Genomic DNA, 24335 nt, shown 5'->3' with positions numbered 1-24335 from the left:
GCCGGGCAAGGTCCGCCTAGCCGGACAGCCGGCCCAGCAGGGCATCGGTGTCCAGCCCGGAGACCGATCCGGGAATGCGCCCGCTTTCGCCCAGAACCCGGGTGGCGATGTATCCATCGGCCACCGCACCGGGCGCATGGCGCAGCAGCAGTGCGGCGGTCAGCAGATGCGCGGTGGCCTCGGCGAACCAGCGGGCCTCGGTCTCGGGGGGCAGGGTCGGCCAGCGGTCACGATGCGCCTTCAGGGCGGCGTCATAGCGGCGGTCGGCTCCGGTTGCGGCGTCCAGTTCGGCCTGCACGGTCTGCGCGGCCAGCGGATCGCGCGCAAGGCTGCGCAGAATGTCCAGGCAGATCACGTTGCCGGACCCCTCCCAGATGCCGTTCAGGGGGGCCTCGCGATAGATCATCGGCATCGGCGTGTCCTCGACATAGCCCATGCCGCCCAGCACCTCCATCGCCTCGACCGCCACGACCGGGCAGCGCTTGTTCGACAGGAACTTGGCCAGCGCCACCCCGATCCGGGCAAAGGCGCGGTCTTCGGCGGTGTTTCCGTCAAAGGCGCGGGCCACACGTAGGCCCAGCGTCAGCGCGCCTTCCCAGTCCAGCACCAGATCGGCCAGAACTGCGCGCATCAGAGGCTGGTCGATCAGGCGGCGCTGAAAGGCGCTGCGGTGGCTGACCCAGTGATGCGCTTCGGACAGGGCCGCGCGCATCAGGCCGGCGGGAGCCATCGCGGTGTCGAGCCGGGTGTGATGCACCATCTCGATGATCGTGCGCACGCCGGCCCCCTCATCCCCCAGCTGATAGGCCAGCGCGTCATGGAACTCGACTTCGGACGAGGCGTTGGCGCGGTTGCCCAGCTTGTCCTTGAGGCGCATCAGGTGGATGGCGTTGCGCTCGCCTTCCAGCCATCGGGGCAGCAGAAAACAGGTCAGCCCGCCCGGCGCCTGCGCCAGCGTGAGGAACCCGTCGGACATCGGGGCCGAGCAGAACCATTTGTGGCCGCGCAGCCGCCAGGCATCGCCGTCGCGGGTGGCGGTGGTGGTATTGGCACGCACGTCCGAGCCGCCCTGTTTTTCGGTCATCGCCATTCCCAAGGTCGCCGAGCGTTTTTCCCAGATCGGGCGGGGGGCTGGGTCAAAAGTGTCGGCGGTCAGTTTCGGGCGCCAGATTTCGGCCAGTTCGGGGTTGGCGGCCAGCGCCGGCACGGCGGCATAGGTCATGGTCAGCGGGCAGCAATGGCCCGGCTCGACCTGGCTGGCCAGATAGACCATCGCGGCATGGGTCGCGTGACCGCCCGGTGCTCCGTTCCAGGCGAGCGCGGCATAGCCTGCCGATTGGCTCAGATCCATCATGTGATGATAGGCCGGGTGGAACCGCACCTCGTCCAGGCGGCGGCCGCCCCGGTCAAACAGGCAGAGTTCGGGCGGGTGCAGGTTGGCGTCGCGCCCGGCGTCGCGCGTTTCGGCCCGACCTAGAGCGGCCCCGTAGGCGGCCAGCGGGGCCGCCCGTGCCCCGGCGCGCGTGGCGCAATCGCGCAGAACCGGGTCCGAGGTCCACAGGTCAACGTCGCCGCGCTCGGGCGGTTGGTTCGTCACCTCATGCGTGGGCAGAGACTGGCGGGCGTTGGATCTGGACATGGGCGCCTCGGACGGTTGTTGATGAAACCGATGTTCAGCGGCGCACCCCCCTTGGGTCAAGCGTGACGGGGTGTCAGATCAGGGTGCGTCGGGGGTGTCGTCGGGCACCGGGTCATAGCCGTCGCCGCCCCAGGGGTGGCAGCGCCCGATGCGGCGCGCGGCCAGCCATGCGCCCTTGATCGGGCCGTGCTTTTCCAGCGCTTCCAGCGCATAGGCCGAGCAGGTCGGTTGATAGCGGCAGTTGAACCCCACCCAGGGGCTGAAGATCAGCCGGTAGGCCCGGACAGGCAGCGCGAGGATATGGGCAAGCAGGGTCATTTGCGCGGGCTGTGGATCTTGCGCAGGGCTTGGCGCAGATCGTCCAGCAAAGCGTCAAAGGGGCGGGCGGCGGTCACCTCGACCCGTCCGATCAGGACGTAATCCCACCCGTCCCGGCCATGGTCCGGCAGAACGGCGCGGGCCGCCTCGCGCAGGCGGCGCTTGGCCCGGTTGCGGGCTACGGCATTGCCGACCTTTTTTGAGCAGGTGAATCCGACACGAATGCCCTCGGCCTCATCCGGGGCGCGCTTGCGGGCCTGCACCATCATGGAAGGCGTGCCCTGTCTGCGCGCCCGTGCGGCCCTGAGGAAATCGCTGCGCTTGCGCAGCACCGACAGGGCAGGCGCGCAAACGGACGCCGCCGGGGGCATATCCCCGGGGTGGTCAGTGCCATCCACAGGGGCCTCCGGCGGCGTCATGTTCAAAACCTGAAAGGTCGCGCGGTTTATGCGCTCAGCGACTTGCGGCCGCGGGCACGGCGTGCGTTCAGGATCTTGCGGCCGGCCTTGGTGGCCATGCGCGCGCGGAAACCGTGGCGGCGTTTGCGAACCAGGTTCGAAGGCTGATAGGTGCGTTTCATCGCTCCGTCTCCAATCTTTGGCGGTCGGGTGCGGCGCGGATTCGCCTGCCCGTGGTGTTCGAAGCCCGTCCTCTACTGGGAACCGGCGGGCAAGTCAAACCCCATCGCAACGGTTTTCGTGCCTTTTGCAACAATTCTGTCGGGCGACCGGGCAAAAGTTTCAGAATCAGCCCGAGGACGGCGGATTTCTCACATTGAACCGGTGCGTGTTCAACCCGGCGTGAGGACCCTGTTGCACAGAGGGTCAAGTGCGCATCTTGTGGGGCAGATGAAGCATTCGAACCCGGACGACGAAATGACCGAAACCACCCAGGTGCCGCGCAGCGGGCTGGCACGACATATTCCCCTGATCGTGATCCTGACGGTTGCCGTCGTCGGCTTTTTTGCGCTGGGCGACTACCTGACCTTTGAGACCCTACGCGACAATCGCGAGGCGCTGTTGGCCTGGCGCGATGCCAATTACTGGTCGTTGGCGGGCGTTTTCATCCTGTTTTACGTCCTGATCGTCACCTTTTCTTTGCCCGGTGCGGCCGTGGCCTCGATGACGGGCGGGTTCCTGTTCGGGCTGTTCGCGGGCACCGTGTTCAACGTATTTGCCGCAACCGTGGGGGCCTCGGCGATCTTTCTGGCGGCCCGTTGGGGGTTGGGTGAGACGTTGACGGCGCGGCTGGAGGCTTCGGAAGGCACCGTCAAGCGAATCAAGGACGGGTTGCGCGAGAACGAGATCCCGGTGCTGTTCCTAATGCGGCTGGTGCCGATGGTGCCGTTCTTTGTCGCCAATCTGGTGCCGGCGCTGGTGGGGGTAAAGTTCCGGAACTTTCTGCTGACCACGGCGCTGGGCATCATTCCGGGCGGCATCGTCTATACCTGGATCGGCGTCGGTCTGGGTGGCGTGTTCGACCGGGGCGAGACGCCGGACCTGTCGCTGCTGACCGAGCCTTTCGTGATCGGCCCGATCCTGGGGCTGTGTGCGCTGGCGGCTTTGCCTATTCTCCTCAAACTCATTCGCGGCCGAAGGGGCCTTTGATCTATGCAAGAGCTCAAGACCGACATCCTGGTAATCGGGGCCGGGTCGGGCGGCCTGTCGGTGGCTGCCGGGGCCAGCCAGATGGGCGCCGACGTGATCCTGCTGGAAGGGCATAAGATGGGTGGCGACTGCCTGAACTATGGCTGCGTCCCGTCCAAGGCCCTGCTGGCCAGCGCCAAGCTGGCCCATGCGCAGAGCCATGCCGCGCCGTTCGGCGTTGCCGACCACGCGCCGCAGGTGGACTATGCCGCCGCCAAGGATCATGTGCGGGACGTGATCGCGCAGATTGAGCCCATGGACAGCCAGGAACGGTTCGAAGGTTTCGGCGTGCGCGTCATTCGCGACTGGGGGACCTTTCTGTCGCCCAGGCAGGTTCAGGCCGGCGATTTCGTCATCACCGCCCGTCGCGTGGTGCTGGCCACGGGCTCGTCCCCGCTGGTTCCGCCGATCCCGGGGCTGGATGGCGTGCCGTTTGAGACCAACGAGACCATCTTCGACCTGCGCGACAAGCCCGACCACCTGCTGATCATCGGCGGGGGACCCATCGGCATGGAAATGGCGCAGGCCCATGTCCGGCTGGGCTGCAAGGTGACGGTGATCGAAGGCGCGCGGGCGCTGGGCAAGGATGACCCCGAGGCGGCCGCAGTGGTATTGGAGGCTCTGCGCGCCGAAGGGGTCGAAATTCTGGAACATGCAATGGTGGCCCGGGTGCGCGGGAAGGCCGGGGCGGTCGAGGTCGTCACCGAGGACGGCGTGGTCCATGCAGGCACGCACCTGCTGCTGGCGGTGGGCCGCAAGGCCAACACCGACCGCCTGAACCTGCAGGCTGCCGGCATCGACCAGACGCGCACGGGCATCAAGGTGGATGACAGCCTGCGCACCACCAACCGAAAGGTCTATGCGATCGGCGACGTCGCGGGCGGGCTGCAGTTCACCCATGTGGCGGGGTATCACGCAGGGGTCATCATCCGGTCGGCCCTGTTCGGGTTGCCGTCCAAGGCCAAGACGGCGCACATCCCCTGGGCGACCTATACCGACCCCGAACTGGCCCAGCTCGGCCTGACCGAGGCGCAGGCGCGCGACCGCCACGGCGACAAGGTCGAGATCGCCCGGTTCGACTATGCCCACAACGATCGCGCCGTGGCCGAACGCAAAACGACCGGGTTCATCAAGGTCATGGTCGTCAAGGGGCGCCCGGTGGGGGCCACAATCGTGGGTCATCAGGCGGGCGAACTGATCAACTTGTGGTCTCTGGCGCTGGCCAATAACCTGAAGATGAGCCAGATCGCGGCGATGGTGTCGCCCTATCCCACGATCGGAGAGCTTAACAAACGGGTGGCGGGCGCCTATTTCTCGCCAAGACTGTTTGAGAATCAGATGGTTGAACGAGTGGTCAGGCTGGTCCAGCGCTGGATCCCCTGATCGGGAAAGGAGCGCCACTTGAACTCGCTGTCGGGTCGTTTCCTGATCTTGACGACGGTCTTCGTGATGTTGGCCGAGGTGCTGATCTTCGTGCCGTCGATCGCGCGCTTCCGAGAGGATTTTCTTCTGAACCGGCTGGAACGCGCCCAGATCGCCTCGCTCGCGCTGCTGGCAGACGACATGCTGGCCGACGAGCTGGAGGCCGAGCTTTTGGCCAATGCCGGGGTCTACAACGTGGTGCTGCGCCGGGACGAAGTGCGCCAGCTGATGCTGTCTTCCCCTATCCCAGACCAGGTCGCCAAGACCTATGATCTGCGAGGCGCCGGGCCCTGGGTTCTCATTCGGGACGCGATGATCCGTTTCTTCACGCCCGAGAACCAGGTCATTCGCGTCATCGGGCAGCCTGTGCGGGATGCGGGTCTGCTTATCGAAGTCACCATGGACAGCGCGCCCCTGCGTATGGCGATGATCGACTATGGCCTGCGCATCCTCGGCCTGTCCTTTGTCATCTCGATCATCACCGCGTTTTTCCTGTTCCTTGCGGTGCGGGTGGTTCTGGTGCGCCCGATCAAAAGCGTGGTGGGCTACATGCAGCGTTACGCCCGTGCACCCGAGGATGCGCGCGGCATCATCTCCCCCCAATCCAAGGTGACCGAACTGCGCGAGGCTGAAGAAGCCCTGCAGATGCTGCAGACCGACCTGACCCAGGCCCTGAAACAGCGCGAGAGGCTGGCTCAGCTGGGTGGCGCGGTGGCCAAGGTCAGCCACGATCTGCGCAACATCCTGACCTCGGCCCAGCTGTTCACTGACCGGATCGAAGCCAGCGACGACCCGTTGGTCCGACGGATGGCGCCCAAGCTGGTCAACTCGATCACCCGGGCGGTGTCCCTGTGCGAAAGTACGCTGGCCTTCGGGCGGGCGGAAGAGCCCGCGCCCACCCTGACCATGGTGCGGTTGCGCGATATCGCTGCCGACGTAGCGTCCAGCGAGGCTCTGGCCGTAGACGGCGGTTGTATCGAAATTGCCAACGACGTTCCCGAAGACCTGGTCGTTCGGGCCGATCCGGAACAGATGTTCCGGGTCATCATGAACCTTGTGCGCAACGCACGCCAAGCACTGATGACATCCGGCCAACTAGGAAAAATCACGATCTCGGCCGGCGAAGATCAGGACGCATGGGTCATCGAGGTTCGGGATACCGGCCCCGGTTTGCCGCCACGAGCGCAGGAGAATCTGTTCACGCCGTTTCAGGGTGGTGTGCGCAAAGGTGGCTCGGGACTGGGTCTGGCGATTTCGCAGGAACTGGTGCGCGGCCACGGGGGAGAATTGGTGCTGACCAGCACCGGCCCCGAGGGCACGGTCTTTGAAATAAGGCTCCCACGGGGGGAGATGGGTTTTTGAATTATTTTTTAAGAATCGGGTTGCACGTCCCGAACGCCGGGTCTAAATACCGCCTCACCAACGCGGACCGATAGCTCAGCTGGATAGAGTACTTGACTACGAATCAAGGGGTCGGGGGTTCGAATCCTCCTCGGTCCGCCACTGGTAACTCCCGAAAAACAGTGTTTTTGGCAGTGTGGCCCATGTAGTGAACCCGAGGTGTTTTGTCTCAAGACAACTTCGAGGCAACCGCGTTGGGTTAAACAGGGTGTTTCACCCCATTCCATATGGTCCGCCTTCCTATAGTTCGCCGAATGCCGCCCAAACCTCGTTACAGGCGCGCTCGAACGCCACATCATCTTTTGGGATGCTGGCCTTGAAATTGGGGTAAGATATGTGGTTGCCCAAGTTCATCAGCACGGTCACGAGGTGGTTGCGCGGTATGAATGCCCGGTAACGGAAATCGCCGCCCGGTGTTTCGATCACCTGACCGTCCATGCCATAGTCGCGCAGCAATTCGGCGTCCTGTGCGCGGCGAAACCGCAGGCAGACGCGGGATCCCATGTGCGGCCCGCTGGTGTTGCCGTCCTCATCCTTGGCAACGGCTGAGAAAAAGCCCGAACCCTCGGGCGTCGAGAATGCTACCCACATCTGCAGGTCCTCCTTTTTTTGGGAAAGGGCGTGGTATCTATCAGAAAAAATACAGGGTCTTCAAATCGAGGGGGCTGGCGCGCTCGGTTGCTTGGCCTGGAGGCGCAAACCGAGACCTCAAAATCCGGCAGCGGATACGTGATGGTTGGAGGCTATTCGTACCCATCCAGTTTTGCCGTGATCGCCTTCCGTTGCAGCGATCTTTCTGAAAGCGGTTGCCGATATCTTTGAGCCGATGTGCTGGATTGACGCTCTTGCCGATAGTTCCTTTGTGGGCCGGTTCGGGCCATTTGTACTTGCTGGCCGCGTTGGCGGCTTCGTCCGCAGAGCGGCCATCGGTGGACGATGCGGCGAAGGATTGCTTCGCCGGCGGGCCGTGGTTTTGGCGGCCACAGAGTTTCAATACTGCGGCGAACTGGTGGTCGGACGAGCCGAGTGGCAGGGAAGGGTTGTCTGGCTCAGTATCCGGTGCCTACCCTATGCCCACAGCCAGACTTACTCCAACTTGACCCAAGCCGCGTTTCTGGACGAGCTTTGCACACAAGCGGCTACAAATTTAACACCGTCTAGCCCGTCATGCACGGTTGGGTAAACAACGCTCGCCTCAGGTGAAATCCCATTTCGGAAAGCCTGGATCGCCTCAGCAGCCTCTCCATATATATTGGCGAACCCTTCAAGATATCCCTCGGGATGGCCCGGAGGAACTCTGCTCAAGCGATTGGCAGCGTCACCAGCTCCAGCGCCATTGCGTGTGATCAGACGCTTTGGCTCGTTGTAGGGCGTAAACCAGAGATAGTTCGGGTCTTCCTGAGCCCACTCCAGCCCACCTTTTTCGCCGTAGACCCGCAACCGAAGTGCGTTTTCGTTGCCAGGAGCCACCTGAGAGGACCACAGCATACCCCGCGCTCCGCCCTCGAAGCGAAGCAAGACATGTGCGTTGTCATCGACTTTGCGCCCCGGCACAAAGGCCTGCAGATCCGCCGCGAGGCTTTCCGCCCTCAGCCCGGTCACAAAACAAGCGAGGTTGTAGGCATGGGTTCCGATGTCACCGGTTGATCCGCCCGCGCCCGAGCGTTCGGGATCGGTTCGCCACTCCGCCTGTTTGAAATCCTGCTGCTCGGTCAGCCAGTCCTGCGGGTATTCAACCTGGACGACGCGGATTTTGCCAATATCGCCGTTGGCAACCATTTCACGCGCCTGCCGAACCATCGGGTAGCCCGTGTAGTTGTGGGTCAGTATGAACAGGGCATTCGCGCTTTCCGCCGCTTTGACCAGTTTTTTTGCATCGGCAAGGGTCGAGGTGAGTGGCTTGTCACAAATGACGTGAATCCCACGTTTCAGGAATTCACGCGCGGCGGCATAGTGGACGTGATTTGGCGTGACGATTGAGACCGCCTCGATCCCGGATTTGAGCCGGGCTTCCCGGATCGCCATTTGTTTGAAGTCTTCATAGACCCGTTCGAGACCCAATGCCCGGCCGCTTTCAATGGATTTTTCAGGCGTCGAAGACAAAGCGCCTGCAACCAGCTCGAACCTGTCGTCCAATCGTGCTGCTATGCGATGAACGCCGCCTATGAAGGCGTCATTTCCGCCGCCGACCATGCCAAGCCGAATGCGACCCGAGGCTTCTTCACTGCGTCCAGTAACCATTATTCGATCCCCAGCATTTTGCGATTGGCGGCTTCGTCAGTGCCACCGTCCGCGAAATCATCAAAGGCTTTCTCGGTCACACGGATGATGTGATCCGACACAAACTGAGCGCCCTCACGCGCTCCATCCTCGGGGTGTTTGAGACAGCATTCCCATTCGACCACAGCCCAGCCATCAAAGTCGTTCGCCGCCATTTTTGAGAAGACTGCCCCGAAATCCACCTGGCCATCACCAAGCGACCGGAACCGGCCGGCACGATCCACCCAGCTTTGGTATCCTGAATAAACCCCTTGCCGCCCGGTCGGGTTGAACTCGGCATCTTTGACATGGAACATCCGGATCCGATCCTTGTAGATGTCGATATTGTCCAGATAGTCGAGGCATTGCAGTACGTAGTGCGACGGGTCGTACAACATGCAAGCCCTTGGGTGATTGCCTGTCCGTTCGAGGAACATCTCGTAGGTCACGCCGTCGTGGAGGTCCTCTCCGGGGTGAATTTCATAGCAGACATCAACGCCGCATTCCTCGGCGTGATCAAGGATTGGCCCCCAGCGGCGGGCGAGTTCATCAAATGCCGTCTCAATCAAGCCGGCAGGGCGCTGCGGCCAGGGATAGACGTAGGGCCACGCCAACGCGCCCGAGAATGTCGCATGCGCCGAAATGCCCAGGTTCTTCGAAGCGGACAATGCTTTTTTGACCTGGTCTACGGCCCATTCTTGCCGGGCTTTCGGGTTTCCTCTGACGCTCTCGGCGGCAAAGCCATCAAAGGCGCTGTCATAGGCTGGGTGAACGGCCACAAGCTGACCCTGAAGGTGCGTTGACAGTTCAGTGACTTCGACGCCGTTTTCTCTGGCTTTGCCTTTGAAGTCATCGCAATATCCGGCGCTGGACGCGGCCTGTTCAAGGTCGAACAACCGGCCATCCCAACTGGGAACCTGGACGCCCTTGTATCCACAGTCAGCCGCCCATTTGGTAATCGCGTCCCACGAATTGAACGGTGCTTCGTCCCCTGCGAATTGTGCAAGAAATAATGCTGGACCTTTGATCGTTTTCATAAGTTTCCTCCCCAAAACCTAAGCCGCTATGGCGGTAAATTTTCCCTCAGATAGATGTCGATACGGATACGTTCCTGCGCTTTGTTGAATGGGACTTTGTCTGAAGTCGCACGCAGAAGGCGGACGGCTGAACGAACAATGTGCCCGGTGTCTTGCGAGATCAGAGCGTCAAACGTGCCAAGCCTCAGAGCCTCTCGACTAAGCGGAGTCAGCTCATGCGCTATGATCACAAGATCCTTGCTGAGCTTGTTTTCCGAAAGGAATTGAATAAGGCCGGCATTGCCCGCTGCTGACGAGTATATTCCGACCAGATCCGGGTAGGTTTCGAAGATCTCGGGCATCATCTTGTAAATCAGATCCGGGTCATCCCGGCCCTCAACAGACGCCACGACCTCGAGATGCGGAAACTCCTCGGCCACAACAAGATCAAAGCCCTGGCGACGCTCTAGGTGGTCACGTGCCAAACGAGAGCCAGTCAGAACTAGGACCTTGCCTTCCCGATGCACGAAACGCCCCATCAATTGACCGGCGGTTCGTCCTGCGGAAACGTTGTCAATTCCTACAAAGTGGTCTCGCTCGGAACTCGGCAGGTCAGACACCAAGGCAACCACCGGAACCCCTTTGTCCTTGAGCCGTCTCACGGCATCGCGAACAGAAGGCGTTTCGGGTCCGAAAACGGCAACTCCATCAACATCCAAACTATCGACAGCATCCAGAATGTTGACGATATCCTGCGGTTCAAACGGAGCGACCCTTTTGATCGTAATGCGTGTCCGCTCGATAAACTGGTCACGGGATTGCTCTGCGATCTGGTTGCTGATCGCTTCCACAAATTCATTGTCGGTGTCCGGCAAAACAAAAAGGAAATTGTAAACCCGGTTTCGTGCGAGGTTGGCCGCGGCGGTGTCGCGCACATACCCCAGTTCATCAATTGCCTTTTGTACTTTCTGAACGGTTACTGCGCGCACGCCGGGGCGCCTGTTCAAGACCCGGTCCACAGTCGCAAGACTGACGCCCGCAACCCGCGCGATGTCATTGACGGTTGGCTTCTTCACCAATTCTAGTTTTTGTTTTTGGTCTGCCACGTGTTCCTCAGCCCTCAAGCTCCCGCGCCAAGCCCTCGAACAACAAGGCAACGGCCTCAGCGCCGGGATCGTTATGTCCAACTAGGTTTTCTTCGGGAACATAAGCTGCTCGGCCCGCCTTCGCACGGCGAATTTTGGCCGTATTGTTCGCTCCTTCGCGGGCGGCATGTGCGGCATGGGTCAACCCCGATGGGAGAGCGGCAAGCGCGGGTGCCAAGGCGTCAATCATAGTTCTGTCGCCGACCTTGGCGCCTCCAACTTGGCTGACGCGTTTCAGGCCTTCTTCCAGGGATTTGGCTACGGTTGCCCCATTGGCACATGCGTCACCAGCTGCATTGAAGAAAATTGCAAGTATCACGCCGGAGGAGCCACCCATAGTCTGGCTCAATTCATTGCCCAACGCCGGAAACAGCTGAGTCAAATCAGCGAGCGGCATGCGATCAAGGCTGCCTTGCAGCGCTCTTGCGGCCGTCGCCAATGTGCTTCCTGTATCGCCATCACCGGATTTCGCGTCCAGTTCGTTCAGGTTCTTCTCGGCGTTGATGAGGAGTTCAGACAAGCGCGAGATCGTTTCCCTTGTGGTGGGATTGTTCGAAGGAATTGGATCGATCGGCGTCAGGCCGTCTGGCAATGGCGCCACTTTGATCGGGTCGATGGAATTGACCCCGGGCCACGCGGCCAGATCAACGGGTTCTTCAAGAGCTGACAAATTGGCCTGATCCACGGGTAGAATGGAAACAGAAAACCCGTGCATATCCAGTGATGTCATCATGGGGGCCGGGCCGATGATATGGTGGGCAATACCGGTTTCGGACAAGGCGTGCGTGAGGACGGCCATTTCCAGCGGAGTCGTGGAACCGAGGTTGTTGACCAATGCCACACATTCTCCGGCCGTAAGCCGTTGCCTCAGCTTCTCCACCACTGTGGACATGGCCGAGACGGCATTTGAGAACTCGACTTGCTGCACACCCGGCTCGCCATGGATGCCCAAACCAAGTTCCGCCTTGCCGGGTGCGATCCTCTCTTCTTTCGGAGATCCCGGAACGGTACAGGTGTCCAGGCTCATACCAATGCTGACAACCTTCTCGATGGTGCTACTGGCTGCTTTGGCAACGGTGTCCAGGTCAGCACCGCTTTCCGCAAGCGCTCCGGCGATTTTGTGCACGAACAACGTGCCTGCCACGCCACGTGGTTGCGGCAGGTCGGGCAGGGCGATGTCGTCGTCGACGACCACCATCTCAACCTTGCGACCCAATGCACGGGCGCGTTCAGCGGCCAGCCCAAAGTTCAGCCGGTCACCGGTGTAATTCTTGACGATCAGCAAGCACCCTGCCTCACCCGTGACCGCAAGAATGCCCGCCAGAACCGCCTCAACCGACGGGGACGCAAACACTTCGCCGCAGACTGCGGCCGTCAGCATACCAGCGCCGACAAAGCCCGCGTGGGCGGGTTCGTGACCTGACCCTCCACCGGACACCAACGCCACCTTCGACTTGTCCCAATCCGACCTGTAGACAACTTTGATATGCGGGTAGCCGTCCAGCCGGGTAAGCCTCCCTCCCGAGGAGGCCAGAAGACCGTCTATCGCATCTGTAACCAGAGTTTCTTTTGTGTTGAGGAACTGGGCCATGCTTTGCTCCTTAATTCACCCGCGCGCCGGACGCGTCAAAATACAATGGGTTGTGGGGGCGGATTTTAATAATTTTTCCAGATGGATAGTCCTGGTGGACATCTATCAACGTCACGACCGGGTGACCGTTTAGGTCCAGGTGCAGCCGTGTTTGATCGCCCAGATGCTCGGCGCGTATCACGCGCGCCTCACTGCCTTCACCTTCAACGATGTTTTCCGGGCGAAGCCCAATCTGCGGACCCTTGTGGTCGCCTCCGAACAACTCGGACGGCAGGATGTTGATCCGTGGCAGACCCAACCTGCTGGCCACGTAAACGCTGCCGGGGTTTTCATAGATATCGCGAGGGGTACCGTATTGAACCAGCCTTCCGTTCTCCAAAACGCCGATATGTGTGGCCATTGTCATGGCTTCCACCTGATCATGGGTCACATAAAGCAAGGTTGATCCCAGGTCGGCCTGAATTCTTTTCAGTTCGACCCGCAAATCCGCCCGAAGCTTGGCGTCCAAAGAGCTGAGCGGTTCGTCCATCAGGAAGATCTGGGGGTCGCGCACCAGCGCTCGTCCGATCGACACACGCTGCATTTCGCCCCCTGACAGTTCAGTGGCTTTGTTATCCAGCTTGTGCGGGATCTGCAGGATCTCCGAGACTTCTTTGACCTTCCTCGCGATCTCATCCTCTGGTGTTTTCAGGATCGGCGACCGCAGAGGGAAAGACAGGTTTTCACGCACGGTCATATGCGGGTACAGCGAGTATTGCTGGAAAACCATCGCCACGTCGCGCTGGGCGGGTGTATCCATCCCGACGTCGCGCCCGGCAATGCGAACTGTGCCTGAATCCAGTTTCTCGAGCCCGGATATCAATCTCAGCGTCGTTGTTTTTCCCGCACCCGTCGGACCCAACAACACCACAAAGGCTCCGTTGGGGATCGTCATTGAGATATCATCCACCGCTTTGATGTCGCCGAATGACTTCGAAATGTTTTCCAGAACGACTTCAGCCATTGCTCAGTACCTCGTCGTTCAGTGCGGACCTCAACGCGCGTCCGGTAGATTTTTCGAAAAGGGTTACTGCGGATGAGCGGAATTCCAATCCGACCGTCTCGCCGGGATTGACGGTTTCGCGTGCATCAATCCGGGCTTTCAACTCTCCGTTCGGGCTTTGCAGCGTCACGATCTGGGTGGTTCCAAGATATTCTGCGGCCAGCACCTTGGCACGGTAGGCGCTGGCATCTGACAGAAAAACATGCTCGGGTCGAACGCCGAAAACCAAGTCACCTTCCGCACCTTCCATCAGTTTGGGCACGGCTTCGTCATGGCCATTCAGTCGAACCATTTCCGAGCCAGGCGCGACCTTTCCTTGAAACGGCAGGAAGTTCATCGACGGAGACCCGATAAAATCCGCAACGAACATTGTGGCCGGTTTGTCGTAGATTTCCTGAGGCGTGCCGAATTGCTCGATCACAGCGTTGTTCATCACAACGATCTTGTCGCCCATTTGCATGGCTTCCAACTGGTCATGTGTGACGTAAACAGTGGTTGCGCCCATGCGATCGTGGAGCGCGCGCAGTTCTTCGGCCATGTGCTCACGAAACTCGGCATCCAAAGCGCCAAGAGGTTCGTCCATCATGAATGCCTTGGGTTCGCGAACAATTGCGCGACCCAGCGCCACGCGTTGCCTGTCGCCACCTGAAAGCCCACCCACCGGGCTGTCGAGGATGTCGTTGATCCCCAGAATTCCCGCGACTTCTTCGACTTTGGCTTTGACAGCAGCACGCGGCATGCCCTGCGAAATAAGCGGATAGCTGATGTTCTTGCGCACGTTCATGTGGGGATACAGCGCGAACATCTGGAACACGAAGGCAATGTCCCGCTCTGATGGCGGCCGCTGGCTGATCTCTTCGCCGTCCAGATAGATTTCGCCCGACGTTGGAAGCTCCAATCCCGCGATCATCCGCAGCGTCGTCGTTTTCCCGCAACCGGAGGGGCCCAGCAGCATGAAAAACTCGCCGTCTTCAATCGTGAACGAACTTTCGCGGACAGCCGTGAAATCGCCGAACATCTTCTTTACGTTTTTGACTACGATCTGGGCCATTTCTACTCCGGGAAATGGCTGACGATGATGAACATGACGGTTCCGATCAGCGTGACGATGAAAGAGTAAGTGAAGGCCCAAAGGACAAAGGGCTGCATCAGCATGAAGACACCCAGTGCGATGAGGATGGTTGCGACCATCTCCCATGGGCCGCGGCGGAGCCGCACCAATCCGGAAAGAAACTCGCTCATTTGCGTACGGCTCCGAATGTTATCCCGCGCAGCAAGTGTTTGCGCATCAGGATGGTGAAAATCATGACCGGGATCAGGAAGATCGTCGCGCCGGCCGCAACGGCAGGCCAGTCCAAGCCGCCGATACCGATGATGGTCGGGATGAACGGTGGTGCAGTTTGCGCGTTTGCGGATGTTAGCAGCACGGCGAACGCGTACTCATTCCAGGCGAAGATCAGGCAGAAGATCGCAGTTGACGCAATTCCGGTAGCGGCTTGCGGCAGCACCACTTTGTAGAAGGCCTGAAACCTCGTGTACCCATCGATAAGGGCGGCTTCTTCGTACTCTCTGGGGATTTCGTCGATGAATCCTTTCAGCAACCAGACCGCCAGGGAGATATTCACGCCCGTGTAGAGCAGGATCATCCCGAGATGCGTGTCGCTTAAACCGAGGTTTCTGAACATCAGGAAGATAGGGATGGCGACAGCGACCGGAGGCATCATCCTTGTACTCAGGATGAAGAACAGAAGGTCATCCTTAAGCGGGACCTTAAATCGGCTGAACGCATAGGCAGCCAACGTGCCAAGGAAGATACTCAAGAACGTCGAGCCAAATCCGATGATGACCGAATTCATGAAGCGCTCGCCGAACTTGGAGGGCCCAACGATCACCATGTCGTATTGGCGTACGATCTCATCGGCCCAGTTCTGCGGCGGGTTGGCTTCCAGAAACTCCTGCGTCTGCCTGGTGCGTGTGGTGAAAAGGTTTACGTAGCCTTCGAGCGTTGGGTCAAAGACCACTTTGGGCGGGTAGCTGATCGCGTCGGCCGGAGACTTGAAGCCAGTCAGCAAGATCCAAACCAGCGGGATCATCGTGATCAGCGCATAAGTGATGACCAGGAAGCCTGCGATCCATTTGGACCGGTTCGAAGGTTCAGTGACCGAAAAACTGCTCATCGCTGTTTCACCTTGTTCAGGGCTTTGACGTAGATCGACGCAAGGCCGAACACGGTGACGAACAAGATGATCGCATAGGCCGAGGCGTAGCCCGTCCGCCACTTCTCAAACGCCTCTCGCTTGAGATTGATTGAGGTGAGTTCCGTTACAGATCCCGGCCCACCGCCTGTCAACTGAACAACCAGGTCGAACATCTTGAAGTTCTCGATCCCTCGAAACAGCACCGCGAGCATCAGGAACGGCAGCACCATCGGAATGGTAATCGTAAAGAACTGTCGCAGCTTGCTGGCCCTGTCGATCTCAGCCGCCTCGTAGATGTAGTCGGGGATGCTGCGCAGCCCGGCCAGACAGATCAGCATCACGAAGGGGGTCCACATCCAGGTGTCAACGATCACGATCGCCCAAGGGGCCAAAGTGACCGACCCCAGCATTTCAAAGCTTGAGGGGTCCTTGCCGGTGAACCAGGACACGATGTAGTTGAACAGGCCGATTTGAGGCTGATACAGGAATTTCCAGAAATTCCCGACGACGGCCGGGGACAGCATCATCGGCAGCACGATGATCGTGGTCCAAAGATCGTTGCCCTTGAATTTCTTGTTGATCAACCACGCCAGCGTGAACCCGATCAGGACCTGGAAAAAGATTGTCCAGAACAGGAAATGCGCTGTTGCCTGCATATTCAGCCAGGTATCCGAGTCCGTCAGGATACGCTCGTAGTTCCTGAGTCCGACGTCTTTGACTTCGCGCCCGATCCGGTTGGCCTTGTAGTTGGTAAAGCTCAGCTGGATGGTCCAGATCAACGGAAAGATGTTGATCGCCAGCAATAGAAAAATCGTTGGGGAGATGAAAATCCAGGCGATCGCGCGGTCGGACAATCCCCGGATTTTTCGCGCAACTCGCTCGGGCGTTGCCTGCGCAACGCGATCTACGGTCCTGTCAGACATCTCTTTGCCAGCTCTTGTTGGTTTAGGACTCACGGGTGAAGGTGGAGCGGGATTGCACCCGCTCCTGCCTGTGTCCGGACTACAGCTTGCCTTCGTCTTCGAAGACTTCGGTCCAGTCTTGGATCAGAAGGTCAAGCGCTTCTTGAGCGGTGCCCTGGTCCGCAACCACGTAGTCGTGGATGCGCTTCTGCATCGCCAGCAGCAGTTCCGCATAAGCAGGCTCCTGCCAGAAATCCTGCACCCCGGCCATCGCTTCCAGGAAGTCACCGGCAAACGGCTGGCTGTCAACAAAACCCGGATCTTCCAGTACGGAGTTATGGGCCGAGTAGCCGCCGAGCTCCCACCATTTGGCCTGAACGTCCGGCTGTGCAAACCACTTGATGTACTCAAGTGCGGCGTCTTGTTTGTCAGAGTAGCTGACAACAGAGATACCTTGTCCGCCCAGTGTCGAACCTGCCTGATTTTGTGGTGGGTTCACGAAGAAGTCGATTTTGTCACCGCCGGTATTGGGATCGGCGTAGAGACCCGGGAAGAACGCAAACCAGTTCATCGCCATGGCGACCTGACCGGACTTAAAGGCGTCCAGACTCTCACCCATGTAAGAGTTGGTATATCCCGGAGGCGTCGCCGTTTCGTAGAATTCCTTGTAGAATTCCAGAGCTTCAACCGCTTCGGGCGAGTTCACGGCGCCTTCCATGTCATAGGAACCCGGCGTGTTTTCGTATTTGAAACCCCAAGGATACAGCGCTCCGGTCACACCCATGGTGATCCCTTCCGAGCCGCGCTCGGTAAAGATGGCTGCACCATAGACAGTCTTGCCGTCGATCTCACGACCTTGGAAAAACTGTGCGATCTGCAGAAGTTCTTTTTGCGATTGAGGCTCGCGAAGATCCTGACCCGTCGCCTCTTTGTAAGCGGCTTGGATGTCGGGGTTTTCGAACCAGTCCTTGCGGTAGAACCAGCCATTCGCATCACCCATCGCTGGCAGCGCATAGTAGTTCGGCGTGCCCTTGGGCCAGGTCGAGTACGCATAGACGGTGGCCGGCGCGAAATCGTCCATGCTGATGCCTTCAGCATCGAAGAAGTCGTTCAGTTTGACATAGTGGCCATTCTCAGCGCCCCCGCCGATCCACTGGCTGTCACCGATCAACAAGTCGCAGAGCTTGCCCCCAGAGTTCAGCTCGTTCAGCATCCGATCCGCAAAATTCGGCCAGGGAACAAACTCGAAGTTCATCGTGTGACCGGATTCGGCTTCGAATTCCTTTGAAAGCTCAACAAGCGCGTTGGCCGGGTCCCATGCAGCCCAACAAAGCGTCAGATCTTCAGCATTCGCCTTGGTGGAAAGAGTAGTAGCGGCAAGGACTATTGCGCTGGCCGAGGCCAGTTTTGTGTAAGTCATCCATTCCTCCCTTTTTTCGCCGTCAATCGAGGATGTGCGAATCGCGGCATACCTCCAAGGCTATTTGAGGTACGCACATCAAGTCTAGATATTTTTGAGGTTCGTACCTCAAGCGGGCGGTGGTTGACGATTAGTTCTCCTCTTAACCACTGATTTCATGTAATTTTATTCCATTTCGTCGGTGTGCATGTATTTTCAGCAGTGAGGCACTTAAGGGCCGCACCCGCCAAAATTGGCCCAGCTCACAATCACGGCCATCATGCGGCCAACCGGATTTTGGAGCCCGCTTATCAGGCTCCAGCGGATTATTCGGTCGATACCTTTGAGGATTGGAGATAGCGTCAAACGGCACGGGTCACTCTGGATCGTGCGTGACTCGTATTGACAGGTGCAGACGTATGAACACGCTCTCTATCGTCAGATTGAACCGGTTCCCAATCAAAGGCTTGAGTGCAGAGCCAATGCAAACCGTGACGCTGCTGGCAGGGGAGGGGATCCCAGGTGATCGCCTGTTCGGATTTGCGCGCTACAATTCCGGTTTCGACCCACAGAACCCTCAGCCACTGCCGAAAGATCGCTTTGTTGTTCTGTTGAATGAGGCAGCGCTGGCAGGCGTCGAGACGAGTTTTGATTTTGAGACCCAAGATCTTGAGATCAAAGCGAACGGCAAAACGCAAAGCTTCAATATGCGAACACTAGACGACCGGATGAATGCGGCAAGCTTCCTGTCCTCAGAGATCGGCTTGAAAGATCCCGAACTGCCGGAATTCGTCTCGTCCGCTCCTCATCGGTTTACGGATGTGTCCGTCGTCTCACCAAAAATGATGAACGCGATATCCGTTCTTAATCGCGCGTCGGTGAGAGAGTTGGGTGAAAAACTGAACGCAGAGATCCAGCCAGCGCGGTTCCGCGCGAACATCGAGATAGACGGCTTACCTGCGTTGTTCGAGTTGGAGGCGGTCGGATCAGTTCTGAGATTTGGCGATGTTGAGTTGAAGATACTATCGCGAACGAAAAGGTGTGCGGCCACTGAAGTGAACCCGGACACGGCCGAGCGTGACTTGAAAATACCCTATCTTATTAGGAAGTTGATGGGGCACATGGATATGGGGGTCTATGTCGAAGTGACGAAAGGCGGAACCCTAAGTGTCGGCCAACCCGGGGAAATGCTTGCCTGAATGCCGCCCCCTCAGATTGGCGACCTCGGGAAACCTCTGTTCCATATTCAATCGTGAAAAAGGTCTTCGGTTTTTGCTGGTTCGCCCGGGGTAGCGATATCTACGCAGCGAAGCTCCCCTGAGAGCCATATTCCAACCAGTCGCGGTCTTCGGGATCTAGGTGTGCATCCATCATCGCGTCGTAGCTTGCCAGTTCTTCCGCCGTCAGTTTTCCGCGCCATTTGCCGCTCGTTCCGCTGTGAAAAAACTCGGCATCCGACTTGAAGAACCCTTTGCCACCTGAGGGGGCATAGCGTTCTGCTTTGTCCTTCATATTGTCGAAGGTCGCAGCTTGAACCAATTGATCCATGACTGCCTCTGAATGGGTCGTGCCCAGGGTGTCAGCCAGCCTGAAGAACGTTCCTCTCAAGTCCCGGGTCATGTCTGCGTAGTGGAAAAGCGACACGTTCGGCCGGTCGGAAACCGCCGCAGCGGCTTTGTAATGCCGGATGATATGTGCCAGTGGCATCGCATCGGTATCGAACCCTTCCGCCCCGCCGTCCAGAAAGCGACGGAATGTGATTCCTTCTTCATCGTTCTCGGGATACCAGGTGTCAAACCAGGTCATTGGAATGTTTCTGATGTGTTTGCGAAACGAGAAATGCGCATCGAGGGGATGACGAAAAACACAGATGTACTGTGCTTGATCATCCAGAGGTAACCCATCCATCGGTGTGTGGCTTTTCATGCTACGCCGATGCTGCATGGCTTCGAGCCGCTCTGCGACTTCAGGCATTTCTCGGATTCGGATGTCTACCCACGGCATCTTCACTGACAACTCCGTTTCAACTTCGGGATCACCAGAAAACAACAGCGATACGATGGTTTGCATCCAGGTCGTGCCGCATTTCGGAGGTGTCACCACGAACACATCATCGGGGCGGATGCGAACCATATCCCAGCGTCTATTGTCGGTCAGGGGGCCAAGGTAGAGCTTTCGGTTTTTCACGTCTGAAAACTCCTCCGCGCGAATTGGTTCAGGAAAAGTGGAATGAAAGTGAAAGGCGACTGGTTCTCATGGCAGAAAGCCCAAAAAGCCAGTTGCTGCCTTGTTGAGTCAGGTCGGCAACAGAATGATAGCGGAGCAGCACCTGTACGTTATTCCAAAGACCGCTCAGGGTTCTGTCCAGCAAGCAGCGCTCAATACCCGAAAAACGGAACCAAGCCGCCGTTCATCCCTTCCCTTGGACTGCGCTGGTCTTCAGTCCAAGGGCATGATTTACCAGCCTGAATTCGACAAACAGTTGTTTGCGAATTCAGGCTGGCGAACACAGCTCACGGCGTCCCGTTGGTGCTATTGGTTCCCGGCACGGCTCGTGAGTTCCTCCATGACGTTGTCGAGGTTGAAGCTGCCGGGCTTTTGCCTTGGCGGAAACTCCTCGAAGCTTTGCAGCCATTGCCCAACGAAGGCGGAGGCCGGAGCTATCGCGAACATATGCTCGAGGAACCAGCGCTGGTATCCCATAGCGTTCTCTTCCTCGGCTCGCTCGAACGGATCGCTGCGGAGGTTTGCCAGCATCGGTGCGCGCAGGACTTCAAACGGTGAGAGCCATACATCAAGCCCATGCGCATTCTGCTTCAGGAATGTCACCTTGTACTGTTCGTATCGCAAGGCGGCGACGCTGCCATCATCGGTCCAATAGATGAACTCGCTGCGCGGCCACTCATCCGTTTCACCTGAGAGCGACGGCAGAAGATTGTAGCCGTCAAGGTGGGCTTTGTATTGGCGACCGATCGCTTCAACGTCGCCATCGAGCAACTTTTCTTTGATGTCCGGCTCACCCACCGCAGCCAGAATGGTAGGCAACATATCCGTGTGCGATACTACGCCATTGACCTTCGATCCCGGCTCGATGACGCCCGGCCACTTGATGACCGTCGGGACGCGATAGCCACCTTCCCACTGCGTGTTTTTCTCACCGCGGAAGGGTGTCGTACCGCCGTCTGGCCACGTGAACGTCTCCGCTCCGTTGTCGGTTGAATACATGACGACGGTGTTGTCCGCGATTCCGAGCTCATCAAGTTTATCAAGCAGTACACCGACATGCCCATCATGCTCGACCATGCCGTCGGGATAAACTCCAAGTCCCGTCACTCCCTCGGATTCTTCCTTCAGATGCGTGAAAATGTGCATGCGGGTTGAATTCCACCAAAGGAAGAAAGGTTTGTCCTGTTCGACGGCTCTATCCATGAAATCCAACGCGCTGGCCGTGACTTCTTCGTCAACGGTTTCCATGCGCTTTTTCGTAAGCGGCCCGGTGTCCTCGATCGAGCCATCAGCGGTCGACTTGATCACCCCGCGCGGGCCGAAGTTTTCCCTGAAGGCTTCATCCTTGGGGTAGTCAGGGTTTTCGGGCTCTTCTTCTGCGTTGAGATGGTAAAGGTTTCCGAAAAATTCATCGAAACCATGGTTTGTTGGGAGGTGCTCGTCACGGTCACCCAAATGGTTTTTGCCGAACTGGCCAGTCATGTAACCATGGTTTTTGAGCAGCCCGGCGATGGTTGGGTCTTCGACAGGCATGCCCTCGGGCGCGCCTGGAAGGCCGACTTTGGTCAAGCCCGTGCGGATGGGAGATTGTCCTGTGATAAAGGCCGCTCGTCCTGCGGTGCAGGACTGCTCACCGTACCAATCAGTAAATAGCGCGCCTTCTTTGGCTATGCGGTCGATGTTGGGTGTCTGATACCCCATCATGCCATGGTTGTAGGCACTGATATTCCAAAATCCAATGTCATCTCCCCAAATAATCAGGAAGTTCAGGGGGGGATCATCTTGTGCGGAAACGGCTGTGGCAGCTGCAGCAAACAAGGCCGCCATTATTGTTGATCTTGTTTTGTATTTCATTTTCGTCCTCCCAAAATTTCTTGTTAATACCGAGTAACCTACCACAAATTTGGCGGTTTTGTCGGTGTTCTTGCGGCTTTCGGGATTTCGGGCGGAAACGCGCAAGTGATCCAAGAGATCCGATCGACTTTGATGGCTTTGATTTACGAGCCGGCCGAGACTTTTCTCCGCGCTTCAAGGCGTGGTTGATCAAGACGAGTTACGTCGAACCTCGGAGCCACGCCAATGCGGTTTCTGGAGCACTTCTTCTGCTTTTGGAGCAAAGAACGGCCTGCTGAACGTTTTTTGGTGTGTGTTCAGTAAGTCTGTCGGTCGTTCCGGCACATTCGATCCCGTGCGTTGGCGACCGAAAAGCGCCGCGCACCGTTGATCAACCCGGCTGTCGGTGCTGCTGCCGTCCATCGTTTGGCCTATCGCCGGCTTCGGAACATTGGTGTTTGGATTCCTTGACAACCGCAGCATCGCGACCTGCGTGCCTCCGCCCCCTTGCCGTCGGAACGCCCAAACCTGCTGCGGGATATGATCCGCTGAAACCGATTTCAGCGGATCAAGGGGCAATGGTCAGTTGGTGATTTCTTGCACCTTCATGACCAATTCGTTCCAGTTTCGCTGGTTCTCGATATCATGCTCGAGCCCTTGTTCATCGGCAATTCGAAAGCGTTTGACCGCCGGCGTCTTGCTTGTCGCTTGGTACAGCCAATAGGCCTCGGCCCTCAACGCCTCGGAAATAGGTTTGTCGATGGATTCGTAGACCATCTGCTTGCACGCGTTGATGGATTCGGCGGGGAACTGGGCAATGCGCCTGGCCAGAGCATCGACATAGGGACCGATCTCGTCGGAATCCAGCGCCTTGTTGATGGTGCCCATGCGCTCGGCATCGTCGGCATCGTAGTCCTGCGCACTCAGGATGATTTCCAATGCCCGGCCAAGTCCAGTTTGGCGCGCCATGCGCGAAGCTCCGCCGCCGCAGGGCAGGATACCCATGCCAACTTCCATCTGCATGAACTTGAACTTCCCACGTGCCGCAAAACGCATGTCCAGCGCGAGTGCGAGTTCGTGTCCGCCGCCACGCGCGAAGCCTTCAAGCTTTGCGATTGTTGCCTGCGGGACCTTGCTCAGCCGTTCGCACACGGACTGCAGGTCCAGCAGCTGGGCGTCTTCGCGCGAGACGGCTTCGGTCGAAAGATCCTTGAGCAACTCGGTATCGTAGTGACAGACCCAGATTTCGGGGTTCGCAGACTGGAAGATCACCACTTTGGTTTCCCGGTCCCGCTCCAGCCGCATCGCAAGGCTGTTGAGGTCGGCCAGCATCTCCTGGCCCTGAACATTGACCGCTCCGAAGTTGAACGTCACGGTGGCAATTGCATTCTCGACCGCGACGTCGAAGGTCTGGAAATTTTCGTATTTCATTGGACAGTCCTCTCCTGTTCTCGCCATCAAAGATGCGAGGGTTTGCGTGAATTGGCAGGGCGCGGGAGTGCGCCCGGCTCAGCCGTATTGGCGGATAGTGTCTTGAATGGCCTTCATGACGTCGGCTGCGTGTTCGGGCTTCAGCGCCGCGGGGTGCGGGTCTGCAAAGGTACCGCCGTCATTGTCGAAATAGGCGCCCGACGCCTGCGCGAACCGATCGCTAAGTGCGGCGTCGGTCAGGATGTCGGCGCCGATGTTGAGGTCGTTGCCGGCGACTCCGAAACCGTCCTTGACCATTTTGGACGCCAGCAATGAACCCGGATTGACCGCAATCAACGCCGGTCCAGCGGGCAGGGCGCGGGCCTGTTCGCGCGTCCATATCGTGATTGCCAACTTGCTTTGAGCATATGCGCTCATATCGGCCAACCGCGTTTTGCCGGTCAACGCATCCACATCCACAGGGGCCTGTGCGGCCGAGGACAGGTTCACGACGCGGCCAGTCTTGGGAATGATCGGAAGCAGAAGTTCGGTCAGCAAATAAGGCGCGAGCGTGTTGACGACGAAGCGGATATCGAGACCGTTTTCGAGAGTGGTCTGCGGAGCCTTCAGGACGCCGGCGTTGTTGATCAGCACATCCAGCCGGTCGTGATTGGACCGGATGGCCTCCGCCAACGACCTCACGGCTGATAGGTCGGACAGATCGGCGCTGTAGGTTTCCGGCTGCCCTCCAACCTCCAGGGCGGCTGCCTCCAACTTTGTAGTGTTCCGCCCGTGCAACAGAACACGGTGACCGTCAGCCGCCAGCTTCTTGGCGGTGAGCAGTCCGATACCGTCGGTAGCGCCTGTGATCAGAATGGTTTTGGTCAT

Annotated in this window: 23 protein-coding genes and 1 tRNA gene; 5 read left to right on the top strand and 19 right to left on the bottom strand. The window is 58.6% G+C overall.

Annotated features, from left to right (window positions below; genetic code table 11):
- Positions 1-16 precede the first annotated feature (16 nt).
- From ACR0DA_RS18090 to rpmH, 4 genes are all read right to left on the bottom strand, one after another.
- On the bottom strand, positions 17-1639 hold the full coding sequence (locus ACR0DA_RS18090) for an acyl-CoA dehydrogenase family protein (RefSeq protein ID WP_480755160.1): 1623 nt from the start codon (positions 1637-1639) through the stop codon (positions 17-19).
- Positions 1640-1717: 78 nt separating this feature from the next.
- Positions 1718-1957, bottom strand: coding sequence for a membrane protein insertion efficiency factor YidD (yidD, locus tag ACR0DA_RS18085; protein ID WP_170366389.1), 240 nt, complete (start codon positions 1955-1957; stop codon positions 1718-1720).
- Positions 1954-2376: a ribonuclease P protein component gene (rnpA, locus tag ACR0DA_RS18080; RefSeq protein ID WP_170601341.1), complete on the bottom strand. Its 423-nt coding sequence runs from the start codon at positions 2374-2376 to the stop codon at positions 1954-1956. The genes yidD and rnpA overlap by 4 nt, the downstream gene beginning before the upstream one ends.
- Positions 2377-2402: 26 nt before the next feature.
- Positions 2403-2537 (bottom strand): 50S ribosomal protein L34, encoded by a 135-nt coding sequence (gene rpmH, locus ACR0DA_RS18075; RefSeq protein WP_005980833.1) that lies wholly within the window; start codon positions 2535-2537, stop codon positions 2403-2405.
- Positions 2538-2832: 295 nt separating this feature from the next.
- On the opposite strand from rpmH, the gene ACR0DA_RS18070 reads away from it, so the two are divergent.
- The 4 genes from ACR0DA_RS18070 to ACR0DA_RS18055 all read left to right on the top strand — a co-directional run bounded on the left by ACR0DA_RS18070 (position 2833) and on the right by ACR0DA_RS18055 (position 6528).
- On the top strand, positions 2833-3564 hold the full coding sequence (locus ACR0DA_RS18070) for a TVP38/TMEM64 family protein (protein ID WP_170372876.1): 732 nt from the start codon (positions 2833-2835) through the stop codon (positions 3562-3564).
- Positions 3565-3567: 3 nt separating this feature from the next.
- A complete protein-coding gene (locus ACR0DA_RS18065; protein ID WP_480755159.1) occupies positions 3568-4986 on the top strand; it encodes a dihydrolipoyl dehydrogenase family protein in 1419 nt (472 codons plus the stop codon).
- An 18-nt stretch (positions 4987-5004) separates the two neighbouring features.
- Positions 5005-6387 (top strand): sensor histidine kinase, encoded by a 1383-nt coding sequence (locus tag ACR0DA_RS18060; protein ID WP_480755157.1) that lies wholly within the window; start codon positions 5005-5007, stop codon positions 6385-6387.
- Positions 6388-6451: 64 nt separating this feature from the next.
- Positions 6452-6528, top strand: a tRNA-Arg gene (locus ACR0DA_RS18055).
- Positions 6529-6666: 138 nt separating this feature from the next.
- On the opposite strand, the gene ACR0DA_RS18050 is transcribed toward ACR0DA_RS18055, so the two are convergent.
- From ACR0DA_RS18050 to ACR0DA_RS18000, 11 genes are all read right to left on the bottom strand, one after another.
- Entirely contained in the window at positions 6667-7017 is a 351-nt protein-coding gene (locus ACR0DA_RS18050; protein ID WP_480755156.1) for a hypothetical protein, read from the bottom strand.
- Positions 7018-7512: 495 nt separating this feature from the next.
- Complete coding sequence (locus tag ACR0DA_RS18045) at positions 7513-8667, bottom strand: Gfo/Idh/MocA family protein (RefSeq protein ID WP_170589829.1); 1155 nt, start codon at positions 8665-8667, stop codon at positions 7513-7515.
- A complete protein-coding gene (locus tag ACR0DA_RS18040) occupies positions 8667-9722 on the bottom strand; it encodes a sugar phosphate isomerase/epimerase family protein (protein WP_480755154.1) in 1056 nt (351 codons plus the stop codon). The genes ACR0DA_RS18045 and ACR0DA_RS18040 overlap by 1 nt, the downstream gene beginning before the upstream one ends.
- Positions 9723-9748: 26 nt before the next feature.
- Positions 9749-10807: a LacI family DNA-binding transcriptional regulator gene (locus ACR0DA_RS18035; protein WP_170343496.1), complete on the bottom strand. Its 1059-nt coding sequence runs from the start codon at positions 10805-10807 to the stop codon at positions 9749-9751.
- 7 nt (positions 10808-10814) lie between these two features.
- Positions 10815-12437 (bottom strand): dihydroxyacetone kinase subunit DhaK, encoded by a 1623-nt coding sequence (locus ACR0DA_RS18030; RefSeq protein WP_480755153.1) that lies wholly within the window; start codon positions 12435-12437, stop codon positions 10815-10817.
- Between the two features lie 10 nt (positions 12438-12447).
- Entirely contained in the window at positions 12448-13440 is a 993-nt protein-coding gene (locus ACR0DA_RS18025) for an ABC transporter ATP-binding protein (protein WP_170361635.1), read from the bottom strand.
- Positions 13433-14530: an ABC transporter ATP-binding protein gene (locus ACR0DA_RS18020; RefSeq protein ID WP_170368062.1), complete on the bottom strand. Its 1098-nt coding sequence runs from the start codon at positions 14528-14530 to the stop codon at positions 13433-13435. The genes ACR0DA_RS18025 and ACR0DA_RS18020 overlap by 8 nt, the downstream gene beginning before the upstream one ends.
- A 2-nt stretch (positions 14531-14532) precedes the next feature.
- Positions 14533-14721: a hypothetical protein gene (locus tag ACR0DA_RS18015; protein ID WP_170343500.1), complete on the bottom strand. Its 189-nt coding sequence runs from the start codon at positions 14719-14721 to the stop codon at positions 14533-14535.
- Positions 14718-15656 (bottom strand): carbohydrate ABC transporter permease, encoded by a 939-nt coding sequence (locus ACR0DA_RS18010; protein ID WP_010442361.1) that lies wholly within the window; start codon positions 15654-15656, stop codon positions 14718-14720. The genes ACR0DA_RS18015 and ACR0DA_RS18010 overlap by 4 nt, the downstream gene beginning before the upstream one ends.
- Positions 15653-16600 carry a carbohydrate ABC transporter permease gene (locus ACR0DA_RS18005; protein ID WP_170332156.1) on the bottom strand — a complete coding sequence of 316 codons (948 nt, stop codon included), beginning with the start codon at positions 16598-16600 and terminating at the stop codon, positions 15653-15655. The genes ACR0DA_RS18010 and ACR0DA_RS18005 overlap by 4 nt, the downstream gene beginning before the upstream one ends.
- A gap of 79 nt (positions 16601-16679) precedes the next feature.
- Positions 16680-17999, bottom strand: coding sequence for an ABC transporter substrate-binding protein (locus tag ACR0DA_RS18000; RefSeq protein WP_093965439.1), 1320 nt, complete (start codon positions 17997-17999; stop codon positions 16680-16682).
- Between the two features lie 398 nt (positions 18000-18397).
- Between ACR0DA_RS18000 and ACR0DA_RS17995 the strand changes: the two genes are divergently transcribed.
- Positions 18398-19177: an MOSC domain-containing protein gene (locus ACR0DA_RS17995; RefSeq protein ID WP_170448957.1), complete on the top strand. Its 780-nt coding sequence runs from the start codon at positions 18398-18400 to the stop codon at positions 19175-19177.
- Positions 19178-19277: 100 nt separating this feature from the next.
- On the opposite strand, the gene ACR0DA_RS17990 is transcribed toward ACR0DA_RS17995, so the two are convergent.
- From ACR0DA_RS17990 to ACR0DA_RS17975, 4 genes are all read right to left on the bottom strand, one after another.
- The gene (locus tag ACR0DA_RS17990; RefSeq protein ID WP_480755151.1) at positions 19278-20165 is read right to left on the bottom strand and encodes a sulfotransferase domain-containing protein; all 888 of its coding nucleotides are present in this window, start codon (positions 20163-20165) and stop codon (positions 19278-19280) included.
- A 345-nt stretch (positions 20166-20510) separates the two neighbouring features.
- Positions 20511-22058: an arylsulfatase gene (locus ACR0DA_RS17985; protein WP_480755150.1), complete on the bottom strand. Its 1548-nt coding sequence runs from the start codon at positions 22056-22058 to the stop codon at positions 20511-20513.
- 561 nt (positions 22059-22619) lie between these two features.
- Positions 22620-23468, bottom strand: coding sequence for an enoyl-CoA hydratase/isomerase family protein (locus ACR0DA_RS17980; protein WP_480755148.1), 849 nt, complete (start codon positions 23466-23468; stop codon positions 22620-22622).
- 78 nt (positions 23469-23546) lie between these two features.
- Positions 23547-24335, bottom strand: coding sequence for an SDR family NAD(P)-dependent oxidoreductase (locus ACR0DA_RS17975; protein WP_480755146.1), 789 nt, complete (start codon positions 24333-24335; stop codon positions 23547-23549).

The organism is Ruegeria sp. CI8, assembly GCF_056536865.1.
Note: the sequence above shows the minus strand (reverse complement) of the source record. Positions and strands in the feature narration are given on the sequence as shown.

Bases quoted from the DNA above. Each gene is read 5' to 3' on its own strand.
- ACR0DA_RS18090 (WP_480755160.1), bottom strand. From the start codon at position 1,639: ATGTCCAGATCCAACGCCCGCCAGTCTCTGCCCACGCATGAGGTGACG.
- yidD (WP_170366389.1), bottom strand. From the start codon at position 1,957: ATGACCCTGCTTGCCCATATCCTCGCGCTGCCTGTCCGGGCCTACCGG.
- rnpA (WP_170601341.1), bottom strand. From the start codon at position 2,376: ATGACGCCGCCGGAGGCCCCTGTGGATGGCACTGACCACCCCGGGGAT.
- rpmH (WP_005980833.1), bottom strand. From the start codon at position 2,537: ATGAAACGCACCTATCAGCCTTCGAACCTGGTTCGCAAACGCCGCCAC.
- ACR0DA_RS18070 (WP_170372876.1), top strand. From the start codon at position 2,833: ATGACCGAAACCACCCAGGTGCCGCGCAGCGGGCTGGCACGACATATT.
- ACR0DA_RS18065 (WP_480755159.1), top strand. From the start codon at position 3,568: ATGCAAGAGCTCAAGACCGACATCCTGGTAATCGGGGCCGGGTCGGGC.
- ACR0DA_RS18050 (WP_480755156.1), bottom strand. From the start codon at position 7,017: ATGTGGGTAGCATTCTCGACGCCCGAGGGTTCGGGCTTTTTCTCAGCC.
- ACR0DA_RS18045 (WP_170589829.1), bottom strand. From the start codon at position 8,667: ATGGTTACTGGACGCAGTGAAGAAGCCTCGGGTCGCATTCGGCTTGGC.
- ACR0DA_RS18040 (WP_480755154.1), bottom strand. From the start codon at position 9,722: ATGAAAACGATCAAAGGTCCAGCATTATTTCTTGCACAATTCGCAGGG.
- ACR0DA_RS18030 (WP_480755153.1), bottom strand. From the start codon at position 12,437: ATGGCCCAGTTCCTCAACACAAAAGAAACTCTGGTTACAGATGCGATA.
- ACR0DA_RS18025 (WP_170361635.1), bottom strand. From the start codon at position 13,440: ATGGCTGAAGTCGTTCTGGAAAACATTTCGAAGTCATTCGGCGACATC.
- ACR0DA_RS18020 (WP_170368062.1), bottom strand. From the start codon at position 14,530: ATGGCCCAGATCGTAGTCAAAAACGTAAAGAAGATGTTCGGCGATTTC.
- ACR0DA_RS18015 (WP_170343500.1), bottom strand. From the start codon at position 14,721: ATGAGCGAGTTTCTTTCCGGATTGGTGCGGCTCCGCCGCGGCCCATGG.
- ACR0DA_RS18010 (WP_010442361.1), bottom strand. From the start codon at position 15,656: ATGAGCAGTTTTTCGGTCACTGAACCTTCGAACCGGTCCAAATGGATC.
- ACR0DA_RS18005 (WP_170332156.1), bottom strand. From the start codon at position 16,600: ATGTCTGACAGGACCGTAGATCGCGTTGCGCAGGCAACGCCCGAGCGA.
- ACR0DA_RS18000 (WP_093965439.1), bottom strand. From the start codon at position 17,999: ATGACTTACACAAAACTGGCCTCGGCCAGCGCAATAGTCCTTGCCGCT.
- ACR0DA_RS17995 (WP_170448957.1), top strand. From the start codon at position 18,398: ATGAACACGCTCTCTATCGTCAGATTGAACCGGTTCCCAATCAAAGGC.
- ACR0DA_RS17985 (WP_480755150.1), bottom strand. From the start codon at position 22,058: ATGAAATACAAAACAAGATCAACAATAATGGCGGCCTTGTTTGCTGCA.
- ACR0DA_RS17980 (WP_480755148.1), bottom strand. From the start codon at position 23,468: ATGAAATACGAAAATTTCCAGACCTTCGACGTCGCGGTCGAGAATGCA.
- ACR0DA_RS17975 (WP_480755146.1), bottom strand. From the start codon at position 24,335: ATGACCAAAACCATTCTGATCACAGGCGCTACCGACGGTATCGGACTG.